Source organism: Novipirellula sp. (assembly GCF_041583735.1).
Lineage (GTDB): Bacteria > Planctomycetota > Planctomycetia > Pirellulales > Pirellulaceae > Novipirellula.
The window spans coordinates 1-5,530 of record NZ_JBFHFD010000586.1; the positions used below are offsets into that span (position 1 = coordinate 1).

Genomic DNA, 5,530 nt, shown 5'->3' on the forward strand with positions numbered 1-5,530 from the left:
ATCTGGGACGCCGCCCACTCGCGACGCGATTACATGCATATCTTCCAGCACTCTGGACGCCGCGTCACCGCCAGCGATCTCGATTCGGACAGTTGGCGAGAATGGAAATACGAGCAGTCCAAGAAATTGGATCAAGCCATCGCATTTTTCTATGGCAACTTTGCTCATGGTGTTCGCCGCTGTGTGATCGACGGGGTGGAACCGACCGACAAGGCCGCCGATTCGATTCAGTTCGAGATGTTTGAGTACATCTATCACCAAATCTTGCGGAAAGAGCACGATTGGGTCGCCCGCGACCTATTCCGCGTCGCGTTCCGCAAGAATGAGGAAGCGATTCAAGCTCACGCCTACGACCATCGAGCCATCGGGTGCACGCTACTGTACACCAGCCACGAAGTGATGCTGGATGATTTGTTAGTACGTCCAATTCAAAGCGGTGATGTGCTGTCCAACGCCAACACGATCATCTTGATGGGCAAAACCCGTGACGGGAACAAGATGGGACGCGCGTTGCATGTTGCGAAACATCGCGGCAGTGCTTGCGACGAATCGATCGTGCCTTTCACGATTACCGAAGCGGGCTTGAAGCTGATGCGATAATCGCCGTCACTATTTACCGTCACTATTTGCCTTGGCTATTTGTTTGTCACACCTTTGCGGAACTGAGTGGGCGTTTGCTTGGTTTCGCGTTTGAATGCGACGGTCAAGTATTCGGTATGCTCAAATCCGGTCCGTGTCGCGATCTGGCGTAGCGTCATATCGGTTTCGGCGAGCAGTTTTTTGACTCGCGTGATCCGTTGCCGCAGGATCTCTTCGTGCGGTGTCCGGCCGATGACGTTGCGGAAACGCGTTTCAAGCACACGACGCGAAATATTTACATGCCGAACGATGTCGTTGACATTGATGCCGGCGAACGCATGCTGACGAATAAACTGCAGCGCCGCCGCAACATCGGTGTCATCGATGGCGAGAATGTCAGTGGATTGACGTGTTTCAACCCCCAGCGGTTCGATCAACAATCCTTCCTCGGAAACCTCTTCTCCCTTCATCATTTGATCGAGCAACCGTGCCGCTTCGAATCCGGTTTTACGCGAATTAGGTACGACACTCGAAAGGGGCGGATCGGCCAGACTGCAAAGCAGTTCGTCGTTATCGACTCCCAACACCGCGATCTCTTCGGGCACCGCAATTTCGAGTTCGCGACAAACATCGAGAACCAGCTGCGCCTTGATGTCATAGGAGGCAAGCAGACCAATCGGTCGCGGTAGATTTTTGAGCCACTGGGCAATCCGTTTGCGTTCATTTTCGAGCGACGACGGATTCATCTCGTTCACGGCCGTCTCATAGAAGTGAAAATCACACCCCGCCTTTTCCACCTCGTCGCGAAAATAATTTCGCCGCCATTTTGACCAATTGAAATCCGCATCGCCACAGAAACCAAGATGCTTGAACCCACGCTGCAGCAGATGCTCTGCTGCAAGCGTTGCGATGACCGCGTCATTGGTTTCCACCCACGGAACGCCGGGATAGTGACGCGCCGCGCTGACATCCACAACGGGTATCCCGGCCTTTTGGATCGACTCGGCGATCTCTTTGGTTTCAATCCGAGCAATGATCCCATCCCCCTTCCAACGCCGAATCCATTCCGGCGGCGGGGCAGCTCGCTCTTGTTCGGGCAAATAAATCGACCACGCGTCATGCGAATGAATGTAGTCGACGATTCCGGACAATAATCCTCGCGCATACGCATTGGAGGTTTCAATCAAGAGCGCGACGGAACGACGTCGAATCATCGCAAAAACTCTACTAAAGGCATCAAGAAAATGGGGGTGAGCTAGATATTATACGAGGAACCGTCAAGCAAATCCGCAATAAAATGCAGTGAAATATCTCAACGTTTTCGCGTAGCATCTCATCGACGCAAGCTCGCTACGGACCGACAATGCATGCACGAATCACGTTGGGTGCCTCGGCTGCCCAGCATCTGACGTGCCTCATCTGTCCGGCACGCTCCCCCGTTTACCGGTGATTTTTACTAGTCCTTCCCTGAATCAACCGCCCGCCCACTCCGCTGGCGGTTGGTCCCCTAAACTAAACGTTGAATCACACCTCCAAATCCTTCACAGAGAGAAACGATCGTGTCAGAAACCTCAAAGAAATTGCGTTTAGGGATGGTGGGACTTGGTTTTGGAGCCGAGTTTATCCCTATTTATCAAGCTCACCCAAACGCGGAAGTGGTCGCAATTTGCCGCCGCGACCAAGCGGGACTCGATGAGTGTGGCGACCAGTTCGAAATCAGCGGACGCTACACGTCGTTCGATGACTTGCTTGCCGACCCCAACGTGGATGCGGTCCACATCAACTCGCCCATTCCTGATCACGCGTGGATGTCCTTGCAGGCGCTCGACGCGGGCAAGCATGTGATGTGCACGGTACCGATGGCAACCACCATCGAAGACTGCCAAAAAATTGTGCAGAAGGTACAGGACACAGGTCTGCACTACATGATGGCCGAAACGGTGGTCTATAGCCGCGAATATTTGTTCATCAAACAACTGTACGAAAGTGGCGAATTGGGCAAGATCCAGTACCTAGCCGCCTCGCATCCGCAAGACATGGATGGCTGGCCCTCGTACTGGGAAAAGATGATTCCGATGCACTACGCAACGCACGTGGTCAGCCCGTGTCTGGGACTTGTCGGCGGGTTGGCGGAATACGTCAGCTGTTTTGGATCGGGCACTGTCCGCGAAGACATTGCTAAGAAATCGGGTAACCCGTTCGCCGTGGAAACATGTCATATCAAAATCCAAGATACCGATCTGACCGCCCATATTTGGCGATTCTTGTATGACGTCGCACGACAGTATCGCGAGAGCTTTGATGTCTACGGAACGGAGAAAAGTTTTGAATGGAGTTTGATCGAAAACGAACCTCACGTGATTCATACGGCTAAGAAGCCAGAGCACGAGATTGCCGAGAAATTCGACGTTCCCGACTTTGCCCATCTACTGCCTGAGCCGATCCGCCGCTTCACCTTGCCCCAAGAAATCCACGACGCCGATCACTTGTCGTTCCTACAAGGCGGAGGTCACGGTGGATCGCATCCCCACCTGGTCCACGAGTTCGTCAGCAGTGTGCTCGAGAAACGCCGTCCGCTCCCCGACGCCGTGACCAGCGCAAACTGGACCTGCGTCGGCATCTGTGCTCACGAATCGGCAATGAACGGTGGCAAAGTGGTTCATCTGCCTGAATTCACATTGTCACGCGAACGGACGGCATGCCTGACGGATTAATGCGTCCGTCTCTGCATTTCGATCGTTCCGCGGGCCCCGTGATTGGCTTATTGGCCCGTTGCTGGCGAACTCCGTCGCCCCCGTTTTCCCTACCTCCCCTTTTTTCGTCTCCCACGACTATGAAACACTCGTTTTCCGTCTTCACACTTCTGTTACTTGTGGTTGCATCGATCATTTCGGGATCGGCAGGTGCGGCCGATTCATTGCAAGTCCTGTTTCTCGGCGACCAAGGTCACCATCAACCCAAACCACGCTTTGACGAGCTTACGCCCGTTTTGAAAGCACGTGGAATCGAGATGACCTATCGCGAAGATTTGGCAATGCTGAATCCCCAATCGCTCAGGCAATACGATGCAGTGGTGCTGTACGCGAACATCGACCATATTGAAAAATCACAAGCCGATGCGTTGCTGCAATACGTCAAGCAGGGCGGCGGTTTTGTACCGCTGCACTGTGCCACGTATTGTTTTCGCAATGACGACCGGATCGTGGCGTTGATAGGAGCCCAATTCCAGCGGCACGGCACCGGTGTGTTCCGCACCGACATCGCCAACACCGATCACCCACTGATGCAAGGATTTGGCGGGTTCGAAAGTTGGGACGAAACGTACGTGCATCACATGCACAACGAAAAAAACCGTACGGTGCTCGAGTATCGTGTCGACGCCGAAGGCCGCGAACCGTGGACATGGATCCGCAGCGAAGGGGATGGACGCGTTTTCTATACCGCGTGGGGACACGATTCGCGGACTTGGACCAACCCTGGCTTCCAAAACCTTGTCGAACGCGGCATCCGCTGGGCAGCCAAACGGGATCCGCAACAAGCGGGCGATTTCCTGCAAGACCGAGCGTTTCCGGTTCCCGAGATGACGAAGATCGCCAAAGACGTCAAACCGTTTGAATACCAAGACGTCGGTAGCGAAATCCCCAACTACACGCCCTCGGATAAATGGGGAGTGCAGGGCAAGCCAATGAACATGATGCAAAAACCACTCGAACCCGCCGAGTCGATGAAGCATCTGGTTGTCCCCAAGGGATTCCATGTCGAACTGTTTGCGTCGGAGCCGGATTTGAAGGGCAAACCAATCTGCATGGCATGGGACGAACGAGGCCGATTGTGGGTCGCCGAGACCTACGACTACCCCAACGAATTGCAACCGGCCGGCAAGGGACGCGATCGCATCCGCATCTGTGAAGACACCGACGGCGATTGGAAAGCAGACAAGTTCACCGTGTTTGCGGAAGAGCTGAGCATCCCGACCAGCATCACATTTCATGACGGCGGAGCGATCGTTCAAAACGCTACCGAGACACTGTACCTAAAAGACACCGACGGCGATGACAAAGCCGACGTTCGCAAAACGCTGGTCACCAATTGGACGCTCGGCGACACCCACGGTGGCGTCAGCAATTTCCAGTACGGATTGGACAACTGGATCTGGGCGATGCAGGGCTACAACCAATCCAAACCCGTTGCCGACGGAAAACCGCAGCAAGCTTTTCGAATGGGATTCTTTCGCATGCGCCCCGATGGGTCCGAGGTGGAATTCATCCGCTCGACCAATAATAACACGTGGGGACTCGGCATCAGCGAAGAAGGATTGATCTTTGGCTCGACCGCTAACGGCAACCCCAGTGTCTTCATGCCGATCGCCAATCGCTATTACGAGCGAGTCCGCGGCTGGACGCCATCGCTAACGCTTTCATCGATCGCGGACAGCAACGATTTTCATCCGATCACAGACAAGGTTCGCCAAGTCGATCATCACGGCGGCTACACCGCTGCCGCAGGTCACTCGCTGTACACGGCTCGCGAATACCCTCAGGAATATTGGAACCGCGTTGCCTTTGTGAACGGACCGACGGGACACTTGACCGGAGCGTTTGTGCTGAAACACGATGGCAGCGGATTCACTTCGACGAGTCCGTTTAATCTGCTTGCGAGTGACGACGAATGGACCGCTCCAATCATGGCCGAAATTGGGCCCGACGGCCAAGTGTGGATCATCGATTGGTACAACTACATCGTTCAACACAATCCGACGCCGCAAGGATTCGAGACCGGCAAGGGAGCGGCTTACGAGACGAAGCTTCGTGACAAGAAACATGGACGCATCTATCGCGTGGTGTTCGGTGGATCTGATGCAAAACCAAGTCCCGATCTGTCCAAGGCGACGCCAAGCGAATGGGTGGCCGCCCTGACTCATCCGACAATGTTGACCCGTAAACACGCTCAA

Annotated in this window: 4 protein-coding genes; 3 read left to right on the forward strand and 1 reads right to left on the reverse strand. The window is 54.5% G+C overall.

Annotation, left to right across the window (positions count from 1 at the left end):
• Window positions 1–600 (forward strand): RAD55 family ATPase (locus ABX962_RS28870; RefSeq protein ID WP_372724680.1); only part of this gene is annotated, 600 nt, incomplete at its 5' end.
• A gap of 35 nt (window positions 601–635) precedes the next feature.
• Here the strand turns inward: ABX962_RS28870 and ABX962_RS28875 are convergent.
• On the reverse strand, window positions 636–1,793 hold the full coding sequence (locus ABX962_RS28875) for a XylR family transcriptional regulator (RefSeq protein ID WP_372724682.1): 1,158 nt from the start codon (window positions 1,791–1,793) through the stop codon (window positions 636–638).
• 378 nt (window positions 1,794–2,171) lie between these two features.
• On the opposite strand from ABX962_RS28875, the gene ABX962_RS28880 reads away from it, so the two are divergent.
• Together ABX962_RS28880 and ABX962_RS28885 are read left to right on the forward strand one after the other, a co-directional pair.
• Window positions 2,172–3,293: a Gfo/Idh/MocA family protein gene (locus tag ABX962_RS28880; protein ID WP_372724686.1), complete on the forward strand. Its 1,122-nt coding sequence runs from the start codon at window positions 2,172–2,174 to the stop codon at window positions 3,291–3,293.
• A gap of 119 nt (window positions 3,294–3,412) precedes the next feature.
• Window positions 3,413–5,530 (forward strand): PVC-type heme-binding CxxCH protein (locus tag ABX962_RS28885; RefSeq protein WP_372724684.1); only part of this gene is annotated, 2,118 nt, incomplete at its 3' end.

Coding starts and splice junctions, on each gene's coding strand:
- ABX962_RS28875 (WP_372724682.1), bottom strand. CDS start 1,793: ATGATTCGACGTCGTTCCGTCGCGCTCTTGATTGAAACCTCCAATGCG.
- ABX962_RS28880 (WP_372724686.1), top strand. CDS start 2,172: ATGGTGGGACTTGGTTTTGGAGCCGAGTTTATCCCTATTTATCAAGCT.